Genomic DNA, 24423 nt, shown 5'->3' on the forward strand with positions numbered 1-24423 from the left:
TTATGGGGTCAGAGAATGGGCTCGCACAGCACCTCGGTCTTCACCGAGTTGGCGATAAAGCAGGCGGCATGGGCGCGGTGGTGCAGGGCCAGCAACTCCTCGGCCGTGGGCGCTTTGCCGGGCGCAAACTGGACGGCCGGGCGCAATACGACCTGGGTCATGGCCTGTTGGCCTTCGGCATTGCGGGCCAGCGTGCCGATGGCTTCGTCGCGGTAGCTGTCCACCACCCAAGCGGCGCGGGCGGCAATGTCCAGAAACCACAGCATGTGGCAGCTGGACAGCGAGGCCACAAAGGCCTCTTCGGGGTCTACGCCTGCGGGGTCGGAATAAGGCAGCGGCACCACATGGGGCGACGACGAGCCGGGCACCACCGTACCCCCGTCAAAGCTCCAGGTATGGCGGCGGCTGTAGCGGTGGTCGGAAAAAGCTGCGTCACCGCGTTGCCAAAAGATGGTGCTGCTGTAGTGGGACATGGTGGGGTGCGTCGGTTGTCTGCAAAAGTGGTTCCTCAGTTTATGCGTCCTTTCGAACATCTGAGGTACCAATTTGCGTGGACGCAAAGAACCATTGCGACCCAGCGGGTCAACGCATGCCCGCACCACGCCAAAAAGTCGAAAAGGCGCCGCACACCACCCTGCGGCGCCTGAGGCCCCAGGCCTGCTCTACAGTGCGGCCGCTACACCGTCGATACGGTCTATGCGCACGACGATGCGGGTGGCCTGTTGGCTGCGGCCCACCACATAGTGCTCGTCCATTGCTGTGACCAGCATGGCAATGGTCGCGCCGTGGGTGTAGATGGTCACACCACGGTTCTTCTCCTTGCTCTCGGCGAGCACGGCGCGCAGGGCGTCTTTCTCGGCGCCAGCCACAGGTTCGGCCGCGCCAGCGGCGCTGGCGGCAACGATGGAAGACGCCAGCAGCAAAGGGAATAGACGGGTTAGCTTGATCAGCATGGTTCAGTTCTCCAGTTGGCTATGAGCAGGTGTCAGCGCGGTTTGGCGGACAGGTCGAGTTTGCCAGAGCCCGCAATGCCCACCGTGTTGCCGCTGGGTGGAGCACCTGCACTTTGGGGATGGGGATTGACCACCTGCACCACCACCGTGAACGGGCCTGCACCGCCGGTCTTGCAATTGCCGGACGGCGTGGCACTGGCCGTATAGTTTTTGAAGGCTTCAAACGATGTCATGGACCCACTGCTGTAGAAATGCGTAGCCGTGAAGGGCAGATCGCCCTTCACCTCGGTAACGGAGCCATCCCCGCTGTTGAGTGCAATCTTGCAATAACCGGTGCCGGCAAAATTGAAGGTCAATGTCGTGTTCATCTCGATGCTGGCCGGGGCCTTCATCGCTGTCAACGTGCCGGGACCTGCTTGCGCCACCGTGAAGGGCATGCTGGGTGCTGGCCGCGCCTGGGTGGCCACCGGCGCAGCGCCCGGCTGTGCGGCCAAGGCGTTCAGTGTGGTCATGGCCATCAACAGGCTCGTGGCCAAGCCTACGCACAGCAGTGTCAAGGCCCTCTTCTCCAATCGGCTGATCTCGCGCTCTTCCTCTTCGCAATCCACTACGCCGATGTTTTGCATGGGATGTGTTTTCATGGTTCGTCCTGTGCTGTCGATCCGAAGGGATCAATACGCTGGCTTGAGGTTGGCAACGCAACCCATGCGGTTCCAGCTTTCCTTGAAGTAGGTGGTGCCCCACTGCCAGTCCTTCGTGGCCTTGGGGCAGTTCAGCATGGGCTGTGGGATCGAGTTGAAGACAAAGGCCGCTTGGCCTTGGCCAGGCATCCAACCCATGGGTGCAGCCGGTGGCGCGGCGGGCGTGCAAGTGAGTTGCCCGGTCTGGTCATTGCGCTGGCTGACGTAACCGTCGGCGCAGGTGCCCGCGGTCTTGATGCACTGGTATTCGCCCTTGGAGACGTCATAGCCCGCGGTCGATTTGGTGTAGGGAGCTGGGCACGTTGCCTGGTCGGGCATCATGGGCATCATGATGGGGGGGTGTGGCGTCATCGTGGTGCCAGCACCGACTGCCGGGCCGCCAGCCGCAAAGCTGGCGCCCATATTGCCCAGCAGGCTCAAAGCGATGGCGCAGGGGATCAAATTGATTTTCATAAAGTCTCTCCGTTCGTTAGGTTGGGTTGTGCAATACAGCGTTAAGTCGTTCACCGGGGGCCAAGGGTTCAAACCACTTTGGGATCCCTGTGCGCACTTCACCCAGCTAGCTATCCAATATGCGTGCCACAAAAAATAATCAATCAAATCAAAGACTTAGATGAATTTCGACAACACACGGTGTCGGAATTCGCAGACAGCCTTGGGCACCTGGGAAAAAAGGCCATTGAAATCAAGGGCTTGCGTAGTCGCTGGCTGCAGACACTTGCCAACGGCGCCGCGTTGCTGCTGCGCAGGGTTTTAAATACCCAATTTAGGGTTATTCGAGTAGGCCGCGATACAAATCGCCCCCTAGCCCTTGCCAGTCATGGACGTACAGCTACCAAAAGCGTAGCGCCCGTGTGCTCCTTGGGAACACACGGGCGCCTGGGTGCTTACATTCCGCTGGGCCGCCATTGCTGCACCAGCTTGGGCTCGCCCGGATCTGGGGGCTCGCCGTCGCCGTGCTGCAGCGCGGGGCTGTGGGGTTCATGCACCGGGCCGGTAACTGCCGGATCCGGGTGCATGTCGTCGGGCGTAGCGTCTCCGCTTGGCATCGTCGTCGCCATCTCTGACCGCCTCACATCACCACGGGTGGGAATTTGGGGTTGTCATGGACGACGATGGACTTGGTGATCGATCCTTCGCAGGCAGAGCCCGTGGCCTTTTCGATGTCGCCTGCCTCAATCGTCACCTGCACATTGGTGGTGTCCGCCGAGAACACTTGCACCGGCTGCTTGTCCGACACGCCAGGCATGTGCACGCGTGGCCCGGCAAAGGGCGCCTGCCCACCGTTGATGAGCTGCGTGATGCGGTAGAGGCACTTGGGCCCTTCAATGATGGGGGTGATCCGCAATACGCCGTTATCCGGTGTCAAGGCATTGGCGATCAATGCTGGCGCAAACAAAACATCGGCCGCAGTGGTGTTCATGGCATTGGCAATGTCGGAGCCGCTGCCGTGCACGCCGCGGGCCTCCAGCTTCAGGCCCTTGATCTGCCCCGGCACGGCGACGATGGCGATGGTCTTGCTCGCGGCTCCCAGGCAGGAGACCTTGGCCAGGCTGTCGTCACCCGGAGTGGACTTGGCCGTCAACGTGTAATTGCCGGGCTTGAAGGCCGCAAGGTTCGCAGTGATCGGCATCTTGAAGAAGGTGCCGTTGCCCAGTGGGGTCGATTGGCCATTGCCTTCCAGCAGCACGGTCCAGCCGCAGCGCTTGTCCGCATTCTGGGGCGCCTGGTTATCCACGCTGCCCTGCACGGCAAAGCCCAGGCTTTCGTCGACGCGGTAGGTATTGGGTGCGGCGGATTTGCCCGGTGTCAGCGTGAGGTCGGTGATCTTGGGCCAATCGGCACCCACATTGATCTTTTGCCGCTCGATCTTGAAGGCCGTGTATTCGCCACCGCCCTGGCAGGCCATGCCGGAGGCCTTGTCGCTGCCCCAGGCCAACGCCGCGACCTTGTAGTGCCCGTGCGCGAACTGGTCCAAGGGCAGGTTGGCATGGACCAGCGCAGGGAACTTGCTGGTCTGCGGGAAATAGGATTCCTTGCCGGTATCGGTATTGATGACCACCAGGTGGTATTGGCACAGCTTGCCGGAGCCCATGACATGCACGGCCAGCTTGGGGTCACTGACCAGGGTCGTGGTCGGCACCATGATGGAGAGGATGTTGCCGGGCTTGGCCTCCACCCCCGACAGCATGGGCATGGCCGGCGCTGCCGGCAGATGCGCTGCACCGGGGCCGGTTCCGGGGGCGGCTGCGGGTGAGCCTATGGTCTGGGCAAAGCCCGGTAGGCAGGCCGCGAGGGTCCATGCGGATGCCCATAGGGCTTTTTTAAACGTGGGTAATGTCATTGCTGTGCTCTCGCTGTTGGTATCTGGATGGATAGGCAACAGTGAGTCGCGGCATACCACGCAGGGGGTCACGTGAAAGTGCGCAGAAACCTCTGCGCACTTTCACACGGGGAAGTGGACGGTTCTTAGCCGTTCACCGAAAACGTCGTGGTCGCAGCGCCGGTGCAATTGCCGGTGCCCTTGGCCGTCCACAGGTGAGAGCCCAAGGGCGCGCCCTGGATCTTGACCTTCATGGGGAAGGGCTTGGCCGCCGAACTGGCAAACATCTGGGGACCGAGACCGCCGCCTTCTATCGTGTAGTTGCAATGGCCGGTGCCCTGCACCTCGATCCAGGTCTCGGTGCCTTGGTCGGTATAGGGAACCTGCTTGATTGAGACCAGTGTGGCGGGCTGCATCACGACGCCTTGCTTCAGCGCGGACTGCGCGGCCGGGTTCAGCGCGCTGGGGTGGGCGTTGGGATTGGGCGCGGCTGCCATCGCCGCAAAGCTGGCGCCGAACAAGACCAGTGCAATGGCGCGGGCGGTGGTTGTAGATTTCATCAGGATTCTCCGGTGGATTGGGATGGGTTGTGGGTTGAAGGTTTGGATGTGTGCACCAGGCATTGCGTGCTGTGTACCCGGCGTTACCGGGGTATGTCGGCGACTTCGATCACCGCGTTGTCGCCGGGGATGCCGCTGGTCCCGTACGAGTAGTGGAAGCCGCAGGCCTGCTTCTCGGCCTCGCTCAGCATGGCCGACTCGGTAGCCAGGTTGCGCACCAGGTACTGGCCGGGCTCGGTCAGTACAAAGGTGCTGACCCGCGGCCAGCCGCCGGTGCCCACTTTGTCGCTGACCTTGTAGTAGTTGTTGCCCTTGTGCGCAATCAGCACCGTGGTCGGGCACTGTGTTTCTACGCCGGTGCCATACATGCGCACGGTCAGCGTATCCCCGACCTTCAGGCTGGTGCTGGACACCTGCATGCTGGTGATACGCGTATGGGGCACGGTAAGGCCCGGGTTGTTGCCGACCGGCCGGCTGGGCGCGCCCATGGTCGGTCCGGCCGGGTTCACCGGCGTGGCGGCTTGGGCCAGGCAGGCCAGCCACAGGGCGGCGGCCAGGGCGACGGGGGCGTAGCGTGTGTGCATGGGAACGTCAATCCTTGTTGGTGGGGTGGTGGTGCATACCCGTTATGAAGCTGTGTCGGAGCGCGCCAGCAAAAGGTTCACTCGCCCTGTGCGCCATCACACGGCGGCGGCTTGCTGCGACTGCCCTTCATGGGCGCCGAACTGCATGACATCAGCCAGCAGCTCATAGGCCTTGGTCCAGGCTTGGCGCATGGCGGGTGTGAACTTGTCGCCCAGGCCCTGCTCCAGCGTCCAGATCAAGGCGCTGCCCACCGTGGCGTAGTGCTCGGTGCGCACGCCGTAGTTGACGTGGCGCGCGCCCAGCTGGCGCACCACCGGCAACAGGGCTTCCAGGTTGGTCAGGCCGTTGACGGCCGCATTCAACATGGACATCAGCATGCGGCCCTGGTGCGCCATCTCTCCCTTGAACATCGGGCGCAGCGAGGGGTCCAGCGTGAACAGGTGGTGGTAGAACAGCTCGGCCGCCACAACAGCAATGGGCCGCACTTCGGCGAAGGACGATTGCACCAGGTTGATTTCTTCGGAATTCATCGACAGGTTTCCTTGTGAGTAGTCGTGATAGGTAAATGGATAAGTACAGGCATTACCCAAGATGCGTGCCAGCGTGCAAGCCCTTATGAATCAACAACTTACGTAGCCTTTCCCACTGAGCTGTGTCGGCTTTCTCCGACAGCTCTGGCCGCGGGGAACGGCAACTCCAATGGAATCAAGGGTTTGGCGGTGTCCGCCAAAGCCGACACCACAGCATCAGGGCGCCGCGGCTGGCCCCAAACGCACCGTGAAGCAACTGCCATGACCCACGCGGCTGCGTACCTGCACCGTGCCGCCATGCAGGTCAACCGACTGCTTGACGATGGCCAGGCCCAGGCCGGTGCCCTGTATCGCGCCCACATTGCTGGCGCGCTGGAACGACTCGAACAAATCGTCCAGCTCGTCCTCGGGAATCCCCATACCCTGGTCCGTCACTTCGAACACCGTGTCTGCGCCCTGCACGCCTACCGTCAGGCAAACCTCGCCCCCGTTGGGCGAATACTTGATGGCGTTGGACAACAGGTTGCCCAGGATATGGCGCAGCAGGTTTTCATCCAATAGACGGTGGCCGGGCTCCGGCGCGCAGACCACCCGCACGGTGCACCGGCTGTCGGGCTGCAGACTCTTGGCTTCACGTGCCAGGCTCTCGCACAGGGCCATCAGATGGAGCGACTGGGGTCTGAACTCCAGCATGTGGGCCTCGGCCTGGCCGAGCAGCAGAATGCGCTCCAGCATGCGCGTCATGCGGGTCACGCTGGCGCGGATCATGTTGAACAGCTCCGCCTTCTCATCGGGAGGCAAGCGCTCCCCGTAACTCTGCAGCAGTTCCTGGGCGGACAGTATCGTGGCCAACGGCGTCCGAAACTCATGGCTGCTCATGGCGATGAAGCGCGAGCGCAGGGCGTTGAGGTTTTGCTCGCGCTCCACCGCAGCACGGGTTGCCAGTTCGGCGTTATGGCGCTCGGTGACATCGAGAAAGTAGACCAGCAGGCCCTGACCTCCGTCCCAAGGAACGATGTTGTCGCCAAACTCCAGCCACTTCATCGGCCCACTGGGCAAGGGCACCCGGGCGTGGCGGTGCGCTGGCGCATCCTGACCCAGCAGGCGGGAGTGGATGCGCTGCGCCAGCGCAGGCCTGTCGTCCACATGCAGGCGGCTTACCAGCCCTGCTTCAATGATCTCGGCCTTGGTCGCCTCCAGTATTTCGGTAGCCCGGTAGTTGACGAACACCACGCGGTCGTTCTGCAAGACCACCAAGCCCTCCCCGATGTGTTCGATGACGGAGGGTACTGGCATCGTCGCCGGCGGTAACAGGGGTGGAGTGGCTGGACATGGCATGTTTCGTATCGCGGGGGCAGTCTGTGGGATAACCAAAAAACATGCCACGCAAAATATGCAATGGAATCAACACACTAGCGCCCGGGCGGTGGTGGCCCCTGTCGGGCTTTGCCGACAGATTTCGCAGCGAACGGCGCAAAGCCTCTGGAATCAGGGGCTTAGGCTGTCGGGCAATGCCGACAAGCCGGCATCCATATAGAAAACTTGGCGTCAGCCCTCGTGGGATATACGTATGTCGCTACTATTTTTGCAGCACACACATTTCCACAGGGCTCGCACCCACGCGGAATCAGGCCTTGAAGCTGGCGGACTCCAGCTGGTGCCGGGCCAGCAGGGCGTAGAAATCCGTGCGGTTGCGCTTGGCCAGCTTGGCCGCTTGCGCCACATTGCCCTTGGTGATTTTGAGCAGCTGCGTCAGGTAGTCCCGCTCAAACTCCTTGCGGGCATCGTCCAGCGGCAAAAGCTCCGCGCCCTGGCTGGAGAGTGCACTTTGCACCAGGGACACCGGTATCAGCGTGCCGGTGCACAGCACTACGCATTTCTCGACCACGTTTTGCAACTGACGCACATTGCCGGGCCACGACGCGGTGCTGAGCTGCTCCAGCGCGCCGGGTGCAAAGGCCGTGATCGATTTGCCGTAGCGCTGGGACAGGCTGCGCATGAAGTGGTGCGCCAGCAGCGCAATGTCTTCGCGGCGCTCGGCCAGCGGTGGCAGCGACAGGCCGACCACGTTGAGCCGGTAGTAGAGGTCTTCCCGGAAGCGTCCGGCAGCCACCTCGTCTTCCAGCTTGCGGTTGGATGCGGAGATGACCCGCACATCCACCTTGTGGGACTTGGCGGCACCGACCGGGCGCACTTCACGCTCCTGCAGCACGCGCAGCAATTTGACCTGCATCGCAATCGGCAGGTCCGCAATCTCGTCCAGGAAGATCGTCCCGCGGTGGGCGCTGGTGAACAGGCCTTCGTTGTCGCGCACCGCTCCGGTAAACGCACCCTTGACGTGGCCGAACAGCTCCGACTCGACCAGGTTCTCGGGAATGGCGCCGCAGTTCACCGCCACCAGCGCTTCCTGGCAGCGCGCGCTGGATGCATGCAGTGCCCGCGCCAGTAGTTCCTTGCCGGTGCCGCTTTCGCCATGGATCAATACGGCCGCGTCGCTTTGGGCCATCAAACGCGCCTCGGCCAGCAGCTTCTCCATGCGCGGGCTGCGTGTGATGATGGCTTCGCGCCAGGATTCACCGGCTTCTTCGCCCGGCATGTCGGCACCCAGCGCGGATGAGACTTCCAGTGCACGGTCCACCTCGCGCATCAGGTCGGCGCCTTCGAATGGCTTGGTGATGTAGCCGAAGATGCCTTTTTGCATGGCATCGACGGCGTCCGGTATCGTGCCGTTGGCGGTCAGTATCAACACCGGCAGCAAAGGAAAGCGCCGGTGCACGGCCTTGAACAACTGCAGCCCGTCCATGCCCGGCATGCGCAGGTCGGTGATCATGATGTGTGGCACTTCGCGGTCCAGCAGGGCCAGCGCGGCGGCGCCGCTATCGGCTTCTATGGCAATGTGGCCTTCGTAATGCAAGCGCAAGGACAGCAGTCGCAGCAGTGCGGGGTCATCATCAACAATCAGGATACGCGCCATATTTTTTCTTCAGTCAGGTTCAGCGGCGACCACCCTGCACAAGCGGTCTCCAACGGGTTTTAGCGGAATTGTCCGCAAGCATAACGTCTACAGGGCTGTAAAACGAGGTTGACAGGGCCTCAGGAGCGGTCCTCACGCAGTGCCGCACCGATTTGCACCAGTCCGCAGCCAAACGCCGTATCGGCGCCGCGCGCGCCCAGGTCCCGAGCGCCGCGGCACAGCCGGGTGGCCATGCTGCGTGCTGCAGGCCGGGGGTTCTGGGCGATCAACAATGCGCTGGCACCGGTCACTACCGCCGCCGAGAACGAGGTGCCGCTGACATAGCGGCCCGATTCGCCATCGGGCACCCACAGGTCCACACCGGGTGCGGCCAATGTGATGTAGCTGCCGCGGTTGGCCTGTACATACAGGCGGTCGGCCGCATCGGTGGCGGTCACGGCGATCACGCCCGGGTAGGCGGCGGGGTAGGCTGGCGCAGCATCCGGCCCACTGTTGCCCGCGGCCGCGACCACTACAACGGCCTGTGTGGCCAGCTTGGCAAAGGCTTTCTCCATCACCAAGTCCGGCGGGCCGCCCAGGCTCAGGTTGATGATGTGTACCTTCTCGGACAGCAGCCAATCCAGTGCACGAACCAGGGCCGCACTATTGGTCAGGTCATCCGGTCCCAGGCTGCGCATGATCTCTGCCGAGTACAGCTGCGCCTGCGGTGCGATGCCGACAAAGCCCGTGCCCGGTTCACGCCCCGCGATCAGTGCGGCGATGGCCGTCGCATGGGTGGTGGGTGCCGGGGTATCAGAGGCCTGCAGAAAGCTTTTGCGGCTGACGCTGGCACCCGCCAGGGCTGGGGCGCGGGCCACCGGGCCATCGACGATGCCAATGCGGATGCCTGCGGTGTTCGGCAGGCTGGATGCCGGCAGGGGTTGGTCCACCTTCTGCGGCAAATAGATGCGAGCCGGCGATGTGGACTGCAACAGCGGGCGGTAACGCATGTGGAAGTCAATCACCGCGTCCGGGAACTCCTTGCGCAACTGGTCGCGCATCGCCGCTGCTTCGGCAGGGCTTGCCAGCTGGAAGACGGCGATGACGCCACCCAGGTGCGCCAGCGCCGTGGTGTCCGTCGGCTCCAACTGGTGGCTCTGACGCAGCGTGGCCAGTCCTGCCTCGGCTTGCGTAGCCGTGGTCCAGTAGATGATGAGTTGCCCCGGCTCACGCAGCTCACGTGTCGGTTCGCGCGGCGCAATGGGGGGTGGCAGCGGCGGCGCGGCAAGGGGGCTCAACGCGTTGCCGCTTGCCATCCATTCACGTGGACGTACTACCGGTGCGGTCAATGGCGCTGGCAACCCAGGCTGCACGGGTAACGCGGTCGGTGTCGGTGGCATAGGGCCAGCACCCGGCGGCGGATTGGGTGGCACCACAGCGCCCACAACCGGCGCAGCCGGTGCCGGCGCTGGCGCCATCGGGGTCGCCGGTGGCAAGCCAGGCGTCGGCGGCAAGGGCGTTACCGCAGTGGGCGCGGCTGGCGCGGGCGCAAAAGGCGACGCTGTCGCACCCACCGGGGGCGGCGTGCGTGGCGGCACCGGGGCGCTGGCCGGGGCGGTCGCAACCGGTTCGGGGGTACGCGCGGGCACCAGCGCGGCGGGGGTTGTGAAGGCGGGCCGCAAAGCCGAAGGGTTTGGCGTTCTTCCACCGGCGGGAGCCGTGGGGCACGGCAAACCTGCGGCCCGGTAACGCGCGCAGTCGGGCGGATCGTCCGCCCACGCGCGCACGGCAATACCCAGCGCCGCGAGGAGAACACAGGATCGGATGCGGTGCGCCATCATCTTCAACTACAAGGCGTGGGTCGGCCGCGCTACCGGCCTGGCAACAGCGTCACCGAGTCGACCACCGCTACGGCATTGCGCAGTGCCTCCAGGGCTTGCTGGCCCTGGCGCTCGGGCACCCGCACCGCGTAGACACCTAACGCACCCGGCCCGGACACGATGTCGCCCTGCACACTGGACAAGACCATGCGGATCTGGCTTTCGGTGGCGGTGGGCCTGAAGGTGACTTGCAGGATAGCGCCGCTCGCAGCGGTACCACCCGACAGCGTTGTTAGCTGATCGGGCTTGGGCTGGTCGAGCAAACTGCCAATGACCACCGCCTGCGCCAGCACCACGGCAGCGGCGATGCCCATGGATCGTGGTACCCGGCTTGCAGCCGCCATCCACTGGCTGGCACGCCGGCGCAGCGGCGTCAGCTTGCCGGATTGCTCAGCATGGATCTGCGCCATCAGCGTGTCCAGCCCCGCGATGGCGGACCGCTGCCCCAGATCCGCTGCGGTGGATTCCTGCACCTGCTCGCGCACCCGCTTGAGCCATACCACCTCGGCCCGCAACGGTGCGGACTGCTGCAGTTGCTCTTCCACAGCTCGCCGGGTATCAATGTCCAGCGTGCCGTTGACATACCAGGGCAACAAGGCCCGCAGCGCCTGTTCTTGTTCTTGTTCGTGCTGGCTTGGCATCACACACGCTCCATGCGTCGGACTTGCCGCTCCAGGCACTCCCGCATTTTGCGGCGCGCATGGAACAAGCGGGTCTTGACCGTGTTCTCCGGGCACTGCTGCAGCGTGGCGATATCTGCCAGCGGCGTGTCCTCGTAGAAGACCAGGTGCAGGCATTCGCGCTGGGCGTCCGGCAGGGCCTCCATGCACAGGGCGACCTGCCCCGCGCTCTGGCGGCTAGCGATCAGGTCGAACACAGACGGGCTTTCGTCCGCCACGGCCTCCGCTTCATCACCCAAAGGGTCCCAGTGCTCGCCCCCGCGGGCACGCAGTTTATCCATCGCCTTGTGCCGGGCAATGCCCAGAATCCAGGTGGTCACCAAGGATTTGCCGGCGAATCGCGCAGCACCTTTCCAGACTTCGTACATGGTCTCCACGACTACCTCCTCGGCCGCGTCTGCAGCATTCAGGCGGCGCAAGGAGAAGGCGTAGATCATCCGGCTCATCCGCTGGTAGAGCGTGGCCAGTGCCGCCTCGTCTTGCACCGCCACCTGTTGCATCAGGCGGCAAAGCTCAATGTCCTGCTGCTGTGCAGGGTTCAGAACAATTTCCATAGGGTCATCACACCCCGGAACCGCCGGTCGGTCGGCTGCTGGCCTCCCGTTCCGTTGCGCATGAGTCGCTGCGGACCCGCAGGCGGTTCAAAGGATGGAAGAGATAGTTGTCGAAGGGTGCCACCTGTTGAAGCGCTCTTTTGAAATTAAGGGCAGACCAACACAGTGCCGCGCATGGTGCAGGCGGCCGGGTTGCGGATGCTGGCGCAGGAAACGACGCGGCCGCCGACCGTGCAAGAAGTGGGGGTGGTGGGGCTACGGGGGGTCGTAGGTGTTGTGGGTGTAGTGGGCGTTGTTGGGGTCGTCGGTGTGGACGTGCAGGGTACGGGTGCGCCTGTGACCGAGCGGCAGGTGGTAGGCGTCGTAGGCGTCGTAGGCGTGGTGGGGGTCGTGGGGGTCGTTGGCGTCGTGGCCGGAGGCGTTACCGGTGTGGTTCCCGGCGTTGTGGTCACAGGTGTTGTGCCAGGCGTGGTACCCGGTAGGGTGGGGTCCGTGGTCACGGGCGTGGTGCCGGGTGTGGTGGGGGTTACCGGTGTCGTGCCGGGCGTAGTCGGCGTGGTGGTGGTCGGGCGGGCGGCGGGGATGACCGGCGGATCGGCCCGGTCAAACATATTGCCGGCCGTGATGGCCGCGAATGTCCAGCCGCTGGGCTCCAGGTGCATCAAGACCGTTGCGTGACCCGACTTGAGGCGGGGCGTGAATGCGGGCAGCAGCAGGCAACGCTTTTCCCAATTCGTTTGCAGCACGGCCAGATCGGGGCCGGCCTGCACCTGCGTATTGAACAGGTTCACCCGCGTCTGCTTGCATTCGTTGTTGCCCAGCGTGATGTTGTCCAACAACTGCTGGTAGCCGATCATGGTCGGATTCAGGCGTTGCCGCACTTGTGAGACATCACCGGCCTCAAACGCGCGCAGGAAGTTCTCGAACGCCGCCAATGCCTTGCGTGCATCTTCGGGGTTGCCAATCTTGGCGGCGCCGTCCTTGCCACCGCCGGCCCTTTCGTTCTCCCGTTGTTTTTGCTGCAAGCGGCTGTCGCGCGACTCTTCCAAGGCCTTTTTGCTGCTTTCGATCAGCTCTTCATTTTTGCTGGGCACAAACAGCGCTGGAATGCTGGCGAGCAGTTTGGGCGCTTCGGTCCCGCCCTTGGGCGCGAAGGCCGAACGCCCCGGCAAGATGGCGACCTTGCCGTACCGGGTCTGCAACTCGGTTTCGCCGGTATTGACCTTGTCATAGGTGCCTGCGTCCGCGCCGCCCTCTACGACCAGGGTCTCATGGTCGGTACCGCGGATGCCGAGCGTGGCTGTGGGGGTGTTGACGGCATACCGCTGGGGATTGTTCTTGCCGATCCACCCGGTGATGGACCGAAACGACCCGCGCAGCAGGCGGAATACAGCGCTGTCATCTGCCTTGCCCTCGGCCTTGTAGGCCTCGATTTTCAGAAAGGTGTTGGAGCGCAGGGCGATCAGCGCGTTGTCATCCATGTGGACATGGATTTCACCGCCCTTGCCGGTGGCAATGGTGTCGCCCGCCTCGATGCGCTCCCCTTTGCCGGGAATGCGCAACTGGCCGGACGCAGTGGTTACGCTAACGTTGCCCTCCACCAAGTCGATCTGGCCGGCTGCGTAGGCAGTGTGCAAGAGCAGCATGCTGGCGGCAAATGCGAAGAGGCTACGGTGAATCTGTCGGGTGTTGTTCATGGAGGTGTCTCGGGATGTCCGCGGGAATATCCTGCGTGGACCTGCTGCTGGGTCGTGCGTCAGTTTAGTGGGGTTCAATTTTTCAGACATAAGCATCATGGGGTCCGCTAGAAGGGGGGGGGGCCTCAAAAGGCATAGATCAGTTGCACGCCAAAGGCGTCTTCCTGTGCGGACAGCAGCGGATCTTCCATGTAGCGCCGCGTGGTGCGCGCAAAGAGTTTGAACATGCTTTGCCCTTTGAACGGAAAGACCGCTTCCAACTGCGCGCTACGCAAATGCAGGCTGGGTCCATCGGGTTGTGTGGTTTCTCCCGCGCTCAACAGCAGATTGAGGCTGCCCCAGCCGACCATCTGGCCGGTCAAGGCCAGCGTGTAGTTGGCATTGTTGCTGGTTCCATCGGTTGCCAGCAGACGCTGGCTTTGGGACACGGCGAAGAAATTGACGCCAGCATTCCAGGTGGCCGCCATGTCGGGCTGCGCATTGGAGAAGTTGCTACCAATATTCAGCGACCAGTTGCTGGTGGCCGAGTCGTAGTAGGGGTACGCCTCGCTGCTGATTTTTCCCTGGCCCAAACCCAGGCCCACGGTCACAACGGGCGAGGCATAGTTGAGCATGATCGCCGCGTCGCTGCGGCGGGATGCCTGTGCGGAGGAATCTACGGACTGGGCCTCCACGTTTTGCAGTGACAACATCCAACCGGGATAGTCCGGGCCAAAATTGACGTTGGCGCGCAGCGTGACGGCATCGGTGTCCACAAAGGTGGCCTCGCTATAGGCATTGGCCAGCGTCGAGTTCTTGGATTTTCGAATATCGGTCGTCAGCGTCAGCCAGGGCGCAGCCATCCAGTCGGCGCCCACATAGGCCTCGTGCACACCCGGTTGGGCGAACAGCGACAACGATGTGAATTCGCTGTCCAGGTGGTGGTAGCCGCCGCGCAAGCCCACGCTCTCGCCGCGCCAAGCCGCATCAATGACGGTGGCGCGACCCTGCCGATCCGAATATCCGTTGTCCTCAAAGCTGCTGGCGGCCGTTTCGCCTGCCAGGCTCCATTGGTCTTTCTGGTACTGGAAGCCCACGCTCATGGAGCGCGAAGCCCCCACGGGCAGGTAGCCGGGCTGGGCCATGGTGGGAGCCTCGCGCTCGGCGAACGACTGCGCGGTGGCATAGGTCCGCAGGTTGCTGCCGAACACGGTCTCCACCTTGACGCCATGGACCTCGCGGATGTACTGGTTGGCGGGGACAGTACCGGACAAGGCCTCCCAACTCTCCGCCACCTGGCCGGAAAACCCGTGGATGGTGGTATCGCCCACTTGGCGTTGGCCGTAGGCACCGCGCACGGCCAGTGCCGAACTCAGGTTGGAGAAGTTCGGCGCAATGTCACCCACTGCCACCTGGTAGCCCGCCCCGGTGCGGCCCAGTTGGAGCTGGTTGATCTGATAGGGGTTTTGGCTGAGCACAGCGCGGTCATCGCTTTGGGTTGCGGCCAACTGGAAGTGGGCAATGCCATCGTCATCCGTCAGCCCGCGCAGATCGCTGGTCACCACGCTTCTGTAGAAGTTGCCCGAACGCAGGGGCGTGTTGGCACTGCCGCCCGCCGACTGCACATCGTTGGTGTACACGTCCAGCGTGACACCACCGCGCCAGTCCAGCTTGGTAGAGCCATCTTCAGCACGGGTCAGGGTCGGCACAGCGCCACCCAGGTTGTTCTGCTGCCAGGTCTTGAGAACCTGCTCGTTGGCGGCGCCACGCGCGGTTCCGTTCGGCCCGGTGGTATTGTTGTTCGTGCCCGGGGTATTGGTGCCTGGCGTGGTCATTCCCGGAGTGGTCATGCCAGGCATGGGCAACCCAGGTGGATTCAGTTGGGCGTGCACATAGCCGTGGCAAAGCAGCATGCTGCCGAGCAGGCCAGGGCCGGAGAGTCGCCGAAATACATTCTTCTGTGGCATGGTGATCCGCTGTCAATAGATTGATTCGCCCCGAATCACTCAAATTGCGTGCCACATGAAATAGTCAATGAATTCAACGGCTTACGGTTTTTGGACCACCAAGCTTTGTCGGCCAATCCCGACACCGACCCTGGGATTGTTAAAAAACGTAACAACATCATTGCTTTAGCGTGTCGGCCAATCCCGACAGTTGGGTGGCGGCGTACTCAGGCCATCCAACAGCCCGGAGCTGGGTAGTAACCGTATGATCAAGCGCCTGCCGGTCCGGCGCGGCATCCATCTGTTCACCCCAATCCACCAGTCCCATTGCGACGCCAAGCCCGCCCATGATGTTGTCCACGACCCGCGCCCGTCTGACCGTCTGGCAGCGCCTGGCCTGCCAATGCATGGGCTTGTTGCTATTGCTGGTGGGGGTGCAGGCGACGATGGCCCAAACCGGTTCCATCGTGATTGGAATGGACGACAGCTATGTGCTGTCACGTTCATTCATGTACTTTGAAGACCGCAGTGCCAAGCTGACACTGGAGGACATCGTGCTACCGGATGTGCAACGCCAGTTCAAGCCCGTGGTGCAAGGCGCCCTGGCCAAGAATTTTGGCGTGACGCGCTCCGCAATCTGGCTGCGTGTGCAATTGCAGACGCAGGCCGATGCGCCCGCGCAATGGATGCTGGAAGTCAGGAACCCGCCGCTGGACCGCCTTGACCTCTACGTCTCCAAACTCGACGGTGGTTTTGTGCACAGCAGCGGCGGCGACTCCCTGCCGTTTGCCGAACGCCCCGTGCCACACCGCAACCATGTCCAACCCGTTGAGCTGTTTCCGGGCAGTGCGTCCACGCTGTACCTGCGCGCGCAATCCGAGGGGAATGTCACGGCGCCCATGACGCTGTGGCAGCCCGCGGCACTGTGGCACAGTGACCAGCACACCTACCCTGTCTTCAGCCTGTACTTCGGGCTGCTGATCGGGCTGGTGCTGTACAACGCCTTGCTCTTTGTGTCCGTGCGCGACAGCGCCTACCTGGTGTACGTGTTGTTTGTCGTTTGCATTGGCTTGTCGCAAGCCGTCAACTCGGGACTGGCAACCCAGTTCCTGTGGCCCGGCGCGGTCTGGTGGAGCGATGTCGCCATCAACGTCACCTATGCGGCCAGCGGTACCTTTGGCATATCGTTTGCCCGCAGTTTCCTGACCAGCCGCAGCCAGATGCCGAGGCTGGACCGGCTCCTGCGCGCCACGGTCCTGGCGTGGATGGCGACGGCCTTTCTGTCTCTGGTGATACCCCACCGCGTGGCCATCTTGCTGGTCACGGTATTGGCACTGGTCGCCGTGCTGGCGGTGGTGCTGGCGGCAGCTATCAGCATACGGCAACGCCACCCCGGTGCGCCCTACTTCGGATTGGCCTGGAGCGCGCTGCTGGTCGGTATTCTGGTCCAGTCGTTACACAACTATGGCGTGCTGCCAGCCAATCCGGTGTTTGGCAACGCTGTGCTGATCGGCTCCGCATTCGAAATGGTTCTGTTGTCGTTTGCATTGGCCAACCGCATCAATGTCACCCGCCGCGAAAAGGAAGTGGCCCAGGCCCAGGTCGCCTCCAAGCAGCAGAGGGTGCAAGTGCTGCAGCAATCCCAGCAGCGCTACCAGGCGGTGATAGAGCATGTCGGCGAGGGCATGGTGGTGGTGCAGGACGGGCGCACTGCGTTCGTCAACTACCGAGCCACCGAGATTCTGGATGCGACCAAGGCCGCCATCATCGAACACGGGCTGGAGAGCTTTGTCCATGCCGAAGACCGTGCACGGCTCGCCGAGCACCTTCAGAGCCGTCAGCCTGGAGAGCCGGCCGCACCAGAACGCTGCCTGGTCCGGCTACAGCCGGGGGAGCAGCCATTGAAATGGCTGGAATTTGGGCAGGCCCTGGTCCCATGGGATAACGGCCAGGGCTTGCTGGTGTCCTTCCTCGACGTTACGCAGCGGCAAACAGCGGAGCTGGAAATCCGTACCGCTTTGAACCAGCAACAGGAATTGAACGCTCTGCGCTCGCGCTTTGTGGCCATGACCAGCCATGAATTCCGTACACCGCTGGCGGCGATATTGTCTGCGCAAGACCTGCTCAAGAGCTTTGGCAATCGCTTGCCACCCGCGCAGAAGATGGAAATGCTGGACATGATCGAATCGGGCGTGCACCGCATGACCACGATGCTGGAGCGGGTGCTGCTGCTGGACGAGGGAGAGGCCCACATGCTGGAATTCAAACCACGGCAATTGAACCTTCAGGTGCTGTGCAAGGAGCTGGTGGCCGACGCCATCAAGCAGCAACCCGGCAATGCCTGCCAGGTGGAACTGGAGTTCCTGGCCGTGCCGGTGGAGGGCCTGTACGACGACAAACTATTGCGCCATATCTTTGGCAATCTGCTGTCCAATGCCATCAAGTATTCACCCCAGGGTGGCGAAGTGCGCCTGCGGGTCTCCACCGAGGGCCCGCAGACGGTGTTTGCGGTCTCCGACCAGGGCATTGGTGTCCCCGAGGCAGAAACCGCCCATTTGTTTGAAACGTTTCACCGAGCCAGCAATGTCGGGGTGATCCGCGGAACTGGCTTGGGGCTGGCCATTGTGAAGCAATCCGTGGAATTGCATGGCGGGACCATTGCCGTGCAGAGCCAAGTAGGCCAGGGAAGCTGCTTTATCGTGCGCCTTGGTGCCGTGACCTAGACAGGTTGGTGCAAGCGCACGGAGAAGCAACTGCCATGTCCCGCACGGCTTCGGACCTCAATCGTTCCGCCATGCAATTCCACGGATTGCTTCACAATGGCCAGCCCCAAGCCGCTGCCCTGGATATCACCCACATTGCTGGCCCGATGGAAAGACGCGAACAAGGCATCCAGCTCGTCCGCAGGAATGCCTATGCCCTGGTCTGAAACCTCGAACACGGTGTGATCTCCCTGCCCATGCACCTTCAAGCGCACTTCGCCGCCCTGGGGTGAATACTTGATGGCATTGGACAGCAGATTGCCAAAGATATGGCGCAGTAATTTTTCGTCGTACAGCGCTTCGCCGGTGGTGTGCTGAAACTCCACCACAGCATGGCACTGGCTGCCTTTGTGTTGGGCCATGGCTTCTGCAACGAGGTCGCGGCACAGGGCCTCCAGATCCAGTTTTTGTGGTTTGAATTCCAGCATGTGCGCGTCCACCTGGCCCAGCAACAGCACGCGCTCCAGCATGGAGGTCATGCGCTTGACGCCGGCTTCGATCAGGCCCAGAAGCTCCAGCTTCTCGGGCTCCGCAATACGGTCACCATAGGTCTTCAACAGGTCCTGCGAAGACAGAATGGCCGCCAGCGGCGTGCGGAACTCGTGGCTCGTCATGGCCACAAAGCGCGAGCGCAGGGCATTGAGCTCCTGCTGCCGCTCCACCGCGGCGCGGGTCTCCAACTCGGCCGCGCGGCGCTGCGTGACATCGAGAAAGAAGACCAGCAAGCCCTGCCCACCGTCCCAGGGCACCATGCTGTCGCCGAACTCCAGCCATTTGCTGGACTTGCCGGGCAGTTCAAGCCGAACCTGCGAGCGCTCCGGGACATCCTGGTTCGCCAAGCGCCGCTGCGCACGCGCCACCAGCATGGCGCGGTCGTCGGGGTGGACCCGTCGGACAACGCCTTCAGCAATGATCTGGTCCTTGCTCGCCTCCAAGATTTCGGTGGCACGCATATTGACGAAGACGATATGGTTGTTCTGCAAGACCACCATGCCTTCAGCAACGTGTTCGATCACGGCGCGGTAGCGCATTTGCAATTGTTGCAAGGCCTGCACCGTGGCCTGCTCGGTGCTGACTTGCACCAAAGCCAGTTGCTTCTCCCGCTTGGCGACGTTGATGCGGTCCGCCAGGGCCAGCGACAGCAAGACCATCTCAAACACCGAGCCTATTTCGACCGCATTGGCGGCCAGCACACCCGAGGGCATCAACCCCGTGTTATGTACGACCTGTACCAGCACGCCCAGCAAGAACGCGGTCCACGCCAGCGCAAAGTAGGGAGCGCCGGGGTGCCGCCGCCGAACGCTGACCACCAGCGCTGCTACCACCGCAACAATGCCGACAAGACTGAGCAGGGCCAGCAGATCACGCCCCAGCTTGTAGGGCCCGCCCAGTGCGATTGCAAAGGTGATCACCCACAGGCCAACCAGTATCCGCATGCACACGTCCAAACGGGGAGCATTGGACTTGCTGGCCAGGTAGCTGCGCACAAACAAGAGGCTGAATGCGCCGCTACCGGTTTGGAAGACCAGCGGCGAGCGGTTGTTCCACGCGATGGAATCCGGCCAAAGGAATTGCGCGGCCAGCCCATCAGCCGAGGCGACACCCAGGCCGATGCAGGCCACCATGCCGGTGTAGAACAGGTACGCCGGATCACGCACGGAGACGAACAGCAAGAGGTTGTACAGCAGCAGACCGATCAGCAGGCCCAGGTACAGGGCAAACACGGAGTAGGTTTGCTGGTCGCTTTGCCATAGCGCCGCAGGGCGCCACAACGTGGCCGGGACCGCGACGACGCCTTGCGAGGCAACCCGCAGATAGAGGGTCACGGTTGTGCCCGGAACCAGGTCCAGTGCCTTGACATGGTTGTGGTGCGCAACGCTGCGCGCGACAAAAGGCAGAGAATCGCCTCCCACCTGGTGGTCATAGCTGCCGTCGGCGCGGGATACAAAGGTATCCAGGCGGTCCATGGGCGCATTCGCCACTTCCAGCATCCAGCGCTGAGGCGCATCGGCAGCCACCTGCAAAGACATTCTGAGCCAGATGGCCGAATCCGTGGCACCAAAATTGGTCGACGTCGGCCCCTGCGCTACCGGTTTGAACTGGGCCTGAATGTCTGGCGTGAGGATGTCGTCCAGGGTCTTCGTGGCGGACTTGTCCTCAAAGACCGCAAAGTGGTTGGACAACACATAGCTGCTGCCCGTGCCGATGCTCAGCGCGGGTGTCTCTGCGCTCCGGCTCGGCAGAGACCAAAACAAAAGCAGCAGCACCAGAGTAATGTGCATGTGGCAGTTCAGCAGGCCGACCCAGCCGCCTGTACGCGCATGGAGTGGCCTCATCGGCACGAACATGGCCGTTGCAACAGCATCTCAAATAGTCTGAGTGTTCTTCATAGCCAACGAGCATAACGGCATTTGACAGACTGAAGTGCCTGCCCCAGGCGTTTGCTGCTGCTACAGTGGTTCCTTCATTTATCCATCTATGGCAAGTTTGAAGGGGCCAATCAGAGATGATGCGAAAAGCCATGGAGGCCACCACCGATAGATCCCGTGGCGAGACCGTGCGCCAGCAGGTGTATCTGGAACTACGCCGCGCCATCGAGCAGGGCACGTTCAAGCCCGGCACCCGCCTGCCTGCGTCACGCGAACAGGCGGTCACATTGGGCGTGTCGCGCAATAGCGTGCTGTGGGCGCTGGAGCGGCTGCAATCCGAGGGCTATATCGTGGCGCGGGTGGGAGACGGCAGCTATGTGGCCGACAACCTGGGCACGCTGGTCTCTTCCAGCCGCTCATCCAAGGCGCTGCGCCCGCCCGTTGCAGCCGGTTTGTCGCAACGCGGGCAACTGGTGGCCGACACCGTGTCGCGCTGGAACCCGCCGTTGGTGGCGGCCCATCCCTTCCGCATCGGCGCCCCCGAAATCGCCACGTTTCCATTTACCGTATGGGACCGGCTGGCGCGGCAAGCTTCCAAGGAGCAGCGCATGGCCCAGGCCCAGTACCTGGACCCTGCGGGCTCCCCTGCACTGCGTGACGCGATTGCGCAGTGGCTGTGGGTGTCGCGCGGCATACGCTGCGAGGCGGCGCAGGTGGTGGTGTGTTCGGGCTCGCAACAGGGCATAGATCTGGTCGGGCGGCTGCTGCTGGATGTGGGTGACGAGGCCTGGGTAGAGGACCCTGGCTACCCCGGCATACGCGCCAGCTTGGTGGGCCACGGTGTGACCGTACGACCGGTGCCGGTCGATGGCGAAGGCCTGGTCGTGGAGCACGCCGCAGCCCAATGGCCCACGGCCCGACTGGCCGTGGTGACGCCCACGTCGCAATTCCCCACCGGGGTGCGCATGAGCTTGCAGCGTCGCCTGGCCCTGCTGGACTGGGCCAACGCGCAGCAGGCCTGGATTGTGGAGGACGATTACGACGGCGAATTCCAGTACGGCACGCACCGCCTGCCCGCGCTGTGCAGCCTGCCCCATGCGCAGCGCGTGCTGTATGTGGGCACCTTCTCCAAGACGCTGCACCCCGGTCTGCGCCTGGGCTTCATCGTGCTGCCGCACGCATTGGCCGGCGCCTTTGCAATGGCCCGCGCATTGACCGACCGCCACGCACCGGGTGATACCCAGGACGTGCTGGCCCGCTTCATCACCGAAGGCCACCTGCTGCGCCACCTGCGCCGCATGCGCGAGCTGTATCCACAGCGCCAGCAGGTGCTGATCGAGGCTTTGGCCAAGGCCAGCAAGGGCCAGTGGGCGCTGCAGCCCAGCGAACAGGGCATGCACCTGCTGCATGAATTGCCGGCCGGCCAGGATGACAAAGCGCTATCGGCCCGCGCACAAGAGGCCGGCATCCTGCTGGCTCCGCTGTCGCGCTACACCATGGCGTCACGGCGGCGGGGGTGGTTGTTTGGCTACGCGGGGTATGACACGGCGGCACTACGCAGGGCGGCTGCAGCCTTGGGCAAGCTATTGCAGCAAGCTGGGGCGTAGGGCGGCACCGTGTTACAAACTGTTAACATTTAGGGCTAAGAAGGAAGAAAGCGAAGGGTGTTGTGCGAGCTGTATTTGCCATTGCATGGGCTGTGACGTGGATTGCCACCGATGCGGGAGCACAAGTGCCCAGCCGCTACATGGGACAGCCGCCGCCGCATCTCAAATACCTGAGCGCGCGCTGCGCCTCCCTCAACGACGCGCTACGCACGGCCGGAACACGGGGCCTGAAGTACGACACCGTCGTCCAGATGCAGCGGGAGTACATACAGGAATGCGCCGAAAGTGAGAGCGAAGCCCAGACCAGGCTGCTGCAGGAGCGCAGGGACAAGAGGGACCAGCTCATGACGGCCAAGAGGGAAGAAAACCTGGACAAAGAGCGTGCCCTTCTTCATGCACAGCAATGCGGTGAATCCAAACGCATCCTCTACAACAAGCGCGCCCGCACGGATTTGACCGAAGGCGAAAAAGCGGACTTGCAGCGCTTCGAAGAAACCTACCGTAGCCGTTGCGGCGGCTAGGCCTGGCCAGCAAACGGCCGCTGCCCCACTAGCGGCAATTTAGCGGTAGATATTCCTTGGGGATGCTGGTCTTGTTCTCACCCTTGACCGTCATCTTGTCCGGCACGCTGGCTGCGGCGCACACCCAGGCCACCGGCACCATCTGCGCATCTTCGACCACAGCGGGGCGCAGCGTCAGGATCTTGTCCTTGATGTTGCTATTGGCGCGGTTGCCATAGGTGATGTGGATGGCACCGTCTTGCACGGTGACGGCGCGCACCAGATTGCCCACGATCTTCTCGGGAACCGGTAGGCCGATGGCGGCATTGTCGGCCGGCATGGTCTTGGTGGCGGCCCATAGGGCCGCAATCGGGCTCTTGGCGAGAGTGGCCAAGGTGCTGCCTTCGACGATCTGGTCCCGGACGATTTTGCCCTGGTAGCTGGGCATGGCGATCAACGCCAAGATGGCGACGATGGCCACCACCACCATCGTTTCGATCAGCGTGAAGCCTGGGTTGCGTGTTTTCATGCGTGGACTGTGGCAATTGTGCTGCCCTATTGTCGCCCCACTATGACCCCACTGACCGAACTCTTGTCGCAACGCGATCGCTTGTCCAGCAGCGAGATCCTGCAACAGCTACGGGAGGGCCTGGCACACCCCGCCGCGCAGTCCGGCGCTGGTGCGGCCACGCACCAATTGCTGTTGGATTTCTTCAAGCTGGACACCAAAGCCAGCGAGAGCAGCTTTGGCAAGGCCTTCAAGCGCTACCCACAGACGGCACAGTCGCTGCTGGCGCTCTGCCAGGCCCAGGGGCCGGACTTGGATGCCGTGTGCAAGCTGATGCAGTCCGTGATGGATGCCCAGCCACGCCCCACCGGCACCTTCCAGCAGGGACTGAAGGAGCAGTTGGACAAGGTCGAACCCGCGCAGGCCAAAAGCATCGCGGCCTTCATTGAGGGTTTCTCCAAGGTCGCCTTTGCCAGCCCGGACAGCGAGGCCGATATGGAGCTTTCGCTGGCCTGGAGCGCTGTTGAAGACTGCCTGCTGGACCAGGCGGCGCTGCACGCCGATGCAATCGCCTTCGACTGGGGGCCTACTGTGCGCGCGAAGCGGCAGCGCGAGCAGGATGTGCGCCAGGCACTGTCCGAACGCACGGCCCTGCAGATGCTGCAAGCCCTGCTGAGCGACCCCGCGCCCCGCGTCATGGCCCAGGCCGGCGAATGGGACATGCAGCACACGGGCGCCCCGAAGGAGGCCACAGCCATCACCGTACACCATTTCGGTCCCAGCCAGGGCCTGCCGTCGGCGAGCAATGCGGCTTTGGCCCTCCACCCCGCCGCGGCGCAACTGCTTGCGGTGTACCAAACGCTGAATGGTGCGGCCTTGTTTTGCACCGATGCCCGGGATTTGTGGTCCGCCGGCTTTGTGTTTCTGCCCGCACAGCAATGGGAAGACGCCAGCACCCAGGTCGTGGACTGGCTCAGCAGCGTGGACTTTCAGAGAGACCCTTCCGCCCTGCCCCGTTGGGTGCGCAGCGCCATTCCCTTTGGAAAAATACCCTATGACGCCAGCTACTGGATACTGCCGGTGGAGGGCCCCTTCGCAGGCACGGTGATGCTGTCCAATGACGATGTCAGTGCGGAAGAACCGCGTTACCCCAGCTTCGACGCCTTCGTGACCACGCTGTGCCTGCTGCCTGTGCAGGTACTGGGCTGTGGTGGCTACGTCAGCTACCCGTCCGACAACGATGCGTACAACCTGCACCCGGTGGCTTACTCAGGCGGATCGGATTGATGCTACTTTATTGATAGCAAACTCTTTATATTTCACGAGGGCTACATGC

General features: G+C 62.9%; 24 protein-coding genes. 4 read left to right on the top strand and 20 right to left on the bottom strand.

Annotated elements, in window-relative coordinates; translation table 11 throughout:
- Window positions 1–8 precede the first annotated feature (8 nt).
- From AC07OO_RS11010 to AC07OO_RS11095, 18 genes are all read right to left on the bottom strand, one after another.
- A complete protein-coding gene (locus AC07OO_RS11010; RefSeq protein WP_495082150.1) occupies window positions 9–473 on the bottom strand; it encodes an OsmC family protein in 465 nt (154 codons plus the stop codon).
- Window positions 474–662: 189 nt separating this feature from the next.
- On the bottom strand, window positions 663–953 hold the full coding sequence (locus tag AC07OO_RS11015; RefSeq protein ID WP_495082151.1) for a hypothetical protein: 291 nt from the start codon (window positions 951–953) through the stop codon (window positions 663–665).
- Window positions 954–985: 32 nt separating this feature from the next.
- Complete coding sequence (locus AC07OO_RS11020) at window positions 986–1594, bottom strand: hypothetical protein (protein ID WP_495082152.1); 609 nt, start codon at window positions 1592–1594, stop codon at window positions 986–988.
- A 30-nt stretch (window positions 1595–1624) separates the two neighbouring features.
- Entirely contained in the window at window positions 1625–2107 is a 483-nt protein-coding gene (locus AC07OO_RS11025; protein WP_495082153.1) for a hypothetical protein, read from the bottom strand.
- A gap of 434 nt (window positions 2108–2541) precedes the next feature.
- Window positions 2542–2703 (bottom strand): hypothetical protein, encoded by a 162-nt coding sequence (locus AC07OO_RS11030; RefSeq protein WP_495082154.1) that lies wholly within the window; start codon window positions 2701–2703, stop codon window positions 2542–2544.
- Between the two features lie 23 nt (window positions 2704–2726).
- Window positions 2727–3998, bottom strand: coding sequence for a hypothetical protein (locus AC07OO_RS11035; protein WP_495082155.1), 1272 nt, complete (start codon window positions 3996–3998; stop codon window positions 2727–2729).
- Window positions 3999–4123: 125 nt separating this feature from the next.
- The gene (locus AC07OO_RS11040; protein ID WP_495082156.1) at window positions 4124–4537 is read right to left on the bottom strand and encodes a hypothetical protein; all 414 of its coding nucleotides are present in this window, start codon (window positions 4535–4537) and stop codon (window positions 4124–4126) included.
- An 83-nt stretch (window positions 4538–4620) separates the two neighbouring features.
- Window positions 4621–5121, bottom strand: a complete 501-nt coding sequence (locus AC07OO_RS11045; protein ID WP_495082157.1) for a hypothetical protein — start codon at window positions 5119–5121, stop codon at window positions 4621–4623.
- A 96-nt stretch (window positions 5122–5217) separates the two neighbouring features.
- The gene (locus AC07OO_RS11050; protein ID WP_495082158.1) at window positions 5218–5652 is read right to left on the bottom strand and encodes a globin family protein; all 435 of its coding nucleotides are present in this window, start codon (window positions 5650–5652) and stop codon (window positions 5218–5220) included.
- 216 nt (window positions 5653–5868) lie between these two features.
- Window positions 5869–6948 carry a PAS domain-containing sensor histidine kinase gene (locus tag AC07OO_RS11055; protein WP_495082159.1) on the bottom strand — a complete coding sequence of 360 codons (1080 nt, stop codon included), beginning with the start codon at window positions 6946–6948 and terminating at the stop codon, window positions 5869–5871.
- Between the two features lie 331 nt (window positions 6949–7279).
- Window positions 7280–8626, bottom strand: a complete 1347-nt coding sequence (locus AC07OO_RS11060; RefSeq protein WP_495082160.1) for a sigma 54-interacting transcriptional regulator — start codon at window positions 8624–8626, stop codon at window positions 7280–7282.
- 119 nt (window positions 8627–8745) lie between these two features.
- On the bottom strand, window positions 8746–9903 hold the full coding sequence (locus AC07OO_RS11065) for a S8 family serine peptidase (RefSeq protein WP_495082161.1): 1158 nt from the start codon (window positions 9901–9903) through the stop codon (window positions 8746–8748).
- A gap of 22 nt (window positions 9904–9925) precedes the next feature.
- The gene (locus tag AC07OO_RS11070; RefSeq protein WP_495082162.1) at window positions 9926–10333 is read right to left on the bottom strand and encodes a hypothetical protein; all 408 of its coding nucleotides are present in this window, start codon (window positions 10331–10333) and stop codon (window positions 9926–9928) included.
- Window positions 10334–10475: 142 nt separating this feature from the next.
- Entirely contained in the window at window positions 10476–11126 is a 651-nt protein-coding gene (locus tag AC07OO_RS11075; protein ID WP_495082163.1) for a hypothetical protein, read from the bottom strand.
- On the bottom strand, window positions 11126–11719 hold the full coding sequence (locus AC07OO_RS11080) for an RNA polymerase sigma factor (RefSeq protein ID WP_495082164.1): 594 nt from the start codon (window positions 11717–11719) through the stop codon (window positions 11126–11128). The genes AC07OO_RS11075 and AC07OO_RS11080 overlap by 1 nt, the downstream gene beginning before the upstream one ends.
- Window positions 11720–11865: 146 nt before the next feature.
- Window positions 11866–13416 (bottom strand): FecR family protein, encoded by a 1551-nt coding sequence (locus AC07OO_RS11085; RefSeq protein ID WP_495082165.1) that lies wholly within the window; start codon window positions 13414–13416, stop codon window positions 11866–11868.
- A gap of 125 nt (window positions 13417–13541) precedes the next feature.
- Window positions 13542–15362: a hypothetical protein gene (locus AC07OO_RS11090; protein WP_495082166.1), complete on the bottom strand. Its 1821-nt coding sequence runs from the start codon at window positions 15360–15362 to the stop codon at window positions 13542–13544.
- 157 nt (window positions 15363–15519) lie between these two features.
- Window positions 15520–15702, bottom strand: coding sequence for a hypothetical protein (locus AC07OO_RS11095; protein WP_495082167.1), 183 nt, complete (start codon window positions 15700–15702; stop codon window positions 15520–15522).
- Here AC07OO_RS11095 and AC07OO_RS11100 point away from each other — a divergent pair.
- On the top strand, window positions 15689–18064 hold the full coding sequence (locus tag AC07OO_RS11100; RefSeq protein ID WP_495082168.1) for a sensor histidine kinase: 2376 nt from the start codon (window positions 15689–15691) through the stop codon (window positions 18062–18064). The two genes, AC07OO_RS11095 and AC07OO_RS11100, sit on opposite strands and share 14 nt — an antisense overlap.
- Here AC07OO_RS11100 and AC07OO_RS11105 read toward each other — a convergent pair.
- On the bottom strand, window positions 18061–20385 hold the full coding sequence (locus AC07OO_RS11105; RefSeq protein ID WP_495082169.1) for a sensor histidine kinase: 2325 nt from the start codon (window positions 20383–20385) through the stop codon (window positions 18061–18063). The genes AC07OO_RS11100 and AC07OO_RS11105 overlap by 4 nt on opposite strands.
- Window positions 20386–20612: 227 nt before the next feature.
- On the opposite strand from AC07OO_RS11105, the gene pdxR reads away from it, so the two are divergent.
- Both pdxR and AC07OO_RS11115 read left to right on the top strand, forming a co-directional pair.
- Entirely contained in the window at window positions 20613–22079 is a 1467-nt protein-coding gene (pdxR, locus tag AC07OO_RS11110) for a MocR-like pyridoxine biosynthesis transcription factor PdxR (RefSeq protein ID WP_495082170.1), read from the top strand.
- Between the two features lie 62 nt (window positions 22080–22141).
- Entirely contained in the window at window positions 22142–22600 is a 459-nt protein-coding gene (locus AC07OO_RS11115) for a hypothetical protein (protein ID WP_495082171.1), read from the top strand.
- A gap of 28 nt (window positions 22601–22628) precedes the next feature.
- On the opposite strand, the gene AC07OO_RS11120 is transcribed toward AC07OO_RS11115, so the two are convergent.
- Window positions 22629–23108 carry a pilin gene (locus AC07OO_RS11120; protein ID WP_495082172.1) on the bottom strand — a complete coding sequence of 160 codons (480 nt, stop codon included), beginning with the start codon at window positions 23106–23108 and terminating at the stop codon, window positions 22629–22631.
- 42 nt (window positions 23109–23150) lie between these two features.
- Between AC07OO_RS11120 and AC07OO_RS11125 the strand changes: the two genes are divergently transcribed.
- Window positions 23151–24374 (top strand): hypothetical protein, encoded by a 1224-nt coding sequence (locus AC07OO_RS11125; RefSeq protein WP_495082173.1) that lies wholly within the window; start codon window positions 23151–23153, stop codon window positions 24372–24374.
- Window positions 24375–24423 lie beyond the last annotated feature (49 nt).

Source organism: Rhodoferax sp. GW821-FHT07G04, assembly GCF_059418585.1.

Bases quoted from the DNA above. Each gene is read 5' to 3' on its own strand.
- AC07OO_RS11010 (WP_495082150.1), bottom strand. From the start codon at position 473: ATGTCCCACTACAGCAGCACCATCTTTTGGCAACGCGGTGACGCAGCT.
- AC07OO_RS11015 (WP_495082151.1), bottom strand. From the start codon at position 953: ATGCTGATCAAGCTAACCCGTCTATTCCCTTTGCTGCTGGCGTCTTCC.
- AC07OO_RS11020 (WP_495082152.1), bottom strand. From the start codon at position 1,594: ATGAAAACACATCCCATGCAAAACATCGGCGTAGTGGATTGCGAAGAG.
- AC07OO_RS11025 (WP_495082153.1), bottom strand. From the start codon at position 2,107: ATGAAAATCAATTTGATCCCCTGCGCCATCGCTTTGAGCCTGCTGGGC.
- AC07OO_RS11030 (WP_495082154.1), bottom strand. From the start codon at position 2,703: ATGCCAAGCGGAGACGCTACGCCCGACGACATGCACCCGGATCCGGCA.
- AC07OO_RS11035 (WP_495082155.1), bottom strand. From the start codon at position 3,998: ATGACATTACCCACGTTTAAAAAAGCCCTATGGGCATCCGCATGGACC.
- AC07OO_RS11040 (WP_495082156.1), bottom strand. From the start codon at position 4,537: ATGAAATCTACAACCACCGCCCGCGCCATTGCACTGGTCTTGTTCGGC.
- AC07OO_RS11045 (WP_495082157.1), bottom strand. From the start codon at position 5,121: ATGCACACACGCTACGCCCCCGTCGCCCTGGCCGCCGCCCTGTGGCTG.
- AC07OO_RS11050 (WP_495082158.1), bottom strand. From the start codon at position 5,652: ATGAATTCCGAAGAAATCAACCTGGTGCAATCGTCCTTCGCCGAAGTG.
- AC07OO_RS11055 (WP_495082159.1), bottom strand. From the start codon at position 6,948: ATGCCAGTACCCTCCGTCATCGAACACATCGGGGAGGGCTTGGTGGTC.
- AC07OO_RS11060 (WP_495082160.1), bottom strand. From the start codon at position 8,626: ATGGCGCGTATCCTGATTGTTGATGATGACCCCGCACTGCTGCGACTG.
- AC07OO_RS11075 (WP_495082163.1), bottom strand. From the start codon at position 11,126: ATGCCAAGCCAGCACGAACAAGAACAAGAACAGGCGCTGCGGGCCTTG.
- AC07OO_RS11080 (WP_495082164.1), bottom strand. From the start codon at position 11,719: ATGGAAATTGTTCTGAACCCTGCACAGCAGCAGGACATTGAGCTTTGC.
- AC07OO_RS11085 (WP_495082165.1), bottom strand. From the start codon at position 13,416: ATGAACAACACCCGACAGATTCACCGTAGCCTCTTCGCATTTGCCGCC.
- AC07OO_RS11090 (WP_495082166.1), bottom strand. From the start codon at position 15,362: ATGCCACAGAAGAATGTATTTCGGCGACTCTCCGGCCCTGGCCTGCTC.
- AC07OO_RS11100 (WP_495082168.1), top strand. From the start codon at position 15,689: ATGATGTTGTCCACGACCCGCGCCCGTCTGACCGTCTGGCAGCGCCTG.
- AC07OO_RS11105 (WP_495082169.1), bottom strand. From the start codon at position 20,385: ATGCACATTACTCTGGTGCTGCTGCTTTTGTTTTGGTCTCTGCCGAGC.
- pdxR (WP_495082170.1), top strand. From the start codon at position 20,613: ATGCGAAAAGCCATGGAGGCCACCACCGATAGATCCCGTGGCGAGACC.
- AC07OO_RS11120 (WP_495082172.1), bottom strand. From the start codon at position 23,108: ATGAAAACACGCAACCCAGGCTTCACGCTGATCGAAACGATGGTGGTG.
- AC07OO_RS11125 (WP_495082173.1), top strand. From the start codon at position 23,151: ATGACCCCACTGACCGAACTCTTGTCGCAACGCGATCGCTTGTCCAGC.